The following is a 2,782-nucleotide window of genomic DNA, read 5'->3' on the forward strand; positions in this document are numbered from 1 at the left end:
GTCCTGTTCACCGTCGAGACGGGCGTGCCGCACCCGCCGGCTCCGGTCGCCGGGCTGATGAGCCGGTTGCAGGACAGCAGGTGGGTGGTTCCGGCCGTGCTGGTCGCGGCGACGCTCACGGCGTCGTACGCCTCGTGGATCTACCGGTCGGTGCGACCGCCACCGGCCGAGCCGGTCGCTCCGCTGCCACTGTGGCAGACCCTGCTGCCGGTCGCCCTCGTCGCCGGGACGGTGGTCTTCGGCGGCTTCTGGGCGCTCGGGGAGTTCGCCACCGCGGTGGGTAAGGGCTACGCGCAGAACCTCGCGAACAACGTCGCCGGTCTGCCGCGCGCGGTGGTCATCAGCCCGACGCCGCTGGGTGTCGAGGCGCCCGGGGTCCACGAGGAACGCGTCGGTGGGGCAGGGAGCCCCGGGGTCGTCTATCGGACCACGGGGCTCCGGCTGCTGGCGCGGTCGGGCGGCAAGATCCTCCTGGTGCACGACGGCTGGAACCTGAGCTCAGGAACCGTCATCGTCGTCGCCGACCGGGAGGATCTGAGCTGGCAGTTCTCGAAGTAGCTGCCGCCGACCACTCCACGACCTCAGGTGACGATCCGGATCATGATCGGATCGGCCTGCCAGATCGCGCGGAACTGGATCGTCTTGCCCTCGCCCGGTGCGTCGATCTGCATGTCGCCGCCCGCGTACATCGAGATATGCCCAGGGCTCCAGATCAGGTTGCCCGCCTTGGCCTGCGCGCGCGTGATCAGGGTGCCGGCATAGTGCTGCTCCGCGGACGTGCGGGGCAGCGTCACGCCGACCTGCTTGTACACGTAGGACGTGAATCCCGAGCAGTCGAAGCCGGCCGGGGTGCTCCCGCCCCACAGGTACGGCACCCCGACGTACTTCGAGGCGATCTGGACGAGCTCGCTGCCCTGCGCGGTCTGCGGGATGAGCTGGTAGTAGTACTCCTCGCTCGCGAGGACAGCATCGATGACCGCCTCGACGCGGGTGCCGGCCTGGACCTTGGCCACCCACTTCGTGCGAGCCGACGCGTCGATTCCACGGCCGAGCAGGTGCCGCCAGTAGCCGTCGAGGACGTCGCCGAGACGCTCGGGGGAGAGCAGGAACCCGCTGGCGACGCGGGCCCGGGTGTAACCGCCCAGGAGGCGGCCCGTCCAGACGGCGATCTCGTCCGCCGTCGGGGTGCGACCGAGGATGTCGGCGTAGAGCCGGACGACCCAGGCCCGGTCGGTACCGCCGGCCGCGGCGTAGTACTCGGGGGAGATGACGAATCCGGCCTCCATCTGCTGGATCGTGAGCCCGTGGTGCAGCCGGCTGAGCCAGGTGGTCAGGCCCTCGCTCTCCGCGGCCCGGCCGAGGTACTTGACGTAGGTGGCCCTGATCAGGACGGTGCGGTACGCGCCGCTCGAGGTGATGACGTTCGCCACCTCGACCCGCGGCGCCCCGCTGTTGAGCGCGAGGGACCACCGGGTGAGCTCAGCAGGCTCCGGCGCGCGATCGAAGAGGTCGCGGTAGACCATCGTGATGTACTGCTCGACGATCGTCCCGGTCGAGCGATGCACCGCGGCAACGGGTCGTACGGCGAGGGCCGGAGCCGCCGAGGCCGGCGCCGCGAGCATCGAGGCGACGAGAGCGAAGACCACGGCGAACGTGCGGGTCGTGGTGCGCGGAGCGCCCAGGGGAATCGGGAAACGGTGCGACGCGGCCGTTCGATGGCGAGGTAGGTCCCCGCGTTGACGTGCGAGAGCTGGGGTGTGGCGCATGGTGACCTCTCCGGTCGCCTGCGAGGTGAGCTGTCGGGTTCGGGCCGGAGTTCGCCCGGCCGGAGGCTTTCGCATCCGGCTTCACCCCAAGGACACCTCAACGTGTGCCCGTAAAACGTGGGGTCCCCGCTCCTGCCGACGAGAATTCAAGGTGCCGCGCGGTGGTGGCAGGATTCGGCGTCCACCGCGCAGTGGCCCGGTGAAACCCGGGATTGAATCATGGTAGGCACCGGATCATCGTCATCGCAATAGAATCAATGGTCGAACTCATTGGCACGGAAGTTCAGGTTGTGCCCAGTGGCGTATCGTTCGGTCGCCTGCAGATACATTCTGATTTCTCCTAAAGTTCGGTTCGCAGATGCCGATTGGTTCTGCATGGAGACCGTGGCGGAGCCCGGCTGGTACCCCTGTCCGGTGACGCCCGGTCAGGTGCGGTACTTCGACGGCCGTGGCTGGACGGACGCCGTGCTGCCGACGCCGACGGCCGCGGCCGCCCCCGCCGCCGCGGGGGCGATGCCATCGGATCCTTTGCACTGGGTCTTGCCCACCGGTCGATCGGGCGCCTCGATCGCGGCCGGCTATGTCGGAATCTTCGCCTTGTTCATCTGGGTGCTCGGTCCGGTCTCGGTCGGCATGGGGATCTGGGGCCTGCGCAAGGCGCGCGTCGGCGGACACGGTTCCGGCCGGTCGATCTTCGCGATCGTTGCCGGAGTCGTCGCGATCGTGCTCGGCCTGATGGCCGTGTCCGGGAAGCTCTGGAGTTAGCGCTCGCGGCCGCCGATCGGCCGCGAAATGCGAGTTGTGGTCGTGAAATCACCCGAAATACGACAACAACGGCTCTCCTGACCGATCCGTGGGTCGTTTTCGGCCGGGGTGACGGTTAGTGGCCGAGCTACCAGGTGCTGTCTTGGCAGCCGTGGTGATCGCTCGGCTCGACGCAGGGTCAGGCGGACTGTGGCGCGTCAGATCCCGGATCGCGGCCCAACGGCGAGCTCGCGGGTGGCCGGGTGACCTCG

At 68.9% G+C, this 2,782-nt stretch carries 2 protein-coding genes, 1 pseudogene and 1 riboswitch; of the genes and pseudogenes, 2 read left to right on the forward strand and 1 reads right to left on the reverse strand.

The window, feature by feature from the left end:
* A pseudogene (locus tag VIM26_RS00725) lies at positions 1-558 on the forward strand (hypothetical protein); the annotation flags it as partial.
* Between the two features lie 23 nt (positions 559-581).
* Here the strand turns inward: VIM26_RS00725 and VIM26_RS00730 are convergent.
* Entirely contained in the window at positions 582-1,646 is a 1,065-nt protein-coding gene (locus VIM26_RS00730; RefSeq protein ID WP_331948391.1) for a DUF4214 domain-containing protein, read from the reverse strand.
* A gap of 121 nt (positions 1,647-1,767) precedes the next feature.
* A riboswitch (cyclic di-AMP (ydaO/yuaA leader) is annotated at positions 1,768-1,956 on the reverse strand.
* A 185-nt stretch (positions 1,957-2,141) separates the two neighbouring features.
* Here VIM26_RS00730 and VIM26_RS00735 point away from each other — a divergent pair.
* Complete coding sequence (locus VIM26_RS00735; protein ID WP_331948392.1) at positions 2,142-2,531, forward strand: DUF2510 domain-containing protein; 390 nt, start codon at positions 2,142-2,144, stop codon at positions 2,529-2,531.
* The last annotated feature ends 251 nt before the right edge of the window (positions 2,532-2,782 follow it).

It is taken from the genome of Pengzhenrongella sp. (genome assembly GCF_036565025.1).
In the GTDB taxonomy this organism is placed as follows: Bacteria; Actinomycetota; Actinomycetes; order Actinomycetales; family Cellulomonadaceae; genus Pengzhenrongella.

Coding starts and splice junctions, on each gene's coding strand:
- VIM26_RS00735 (WP_331948392.1), top strand. CDS start 2,142: ATGGAGACCGTGGCGGAGCCCGGCTGGTACCCCTGTCCGGTGACGCCC.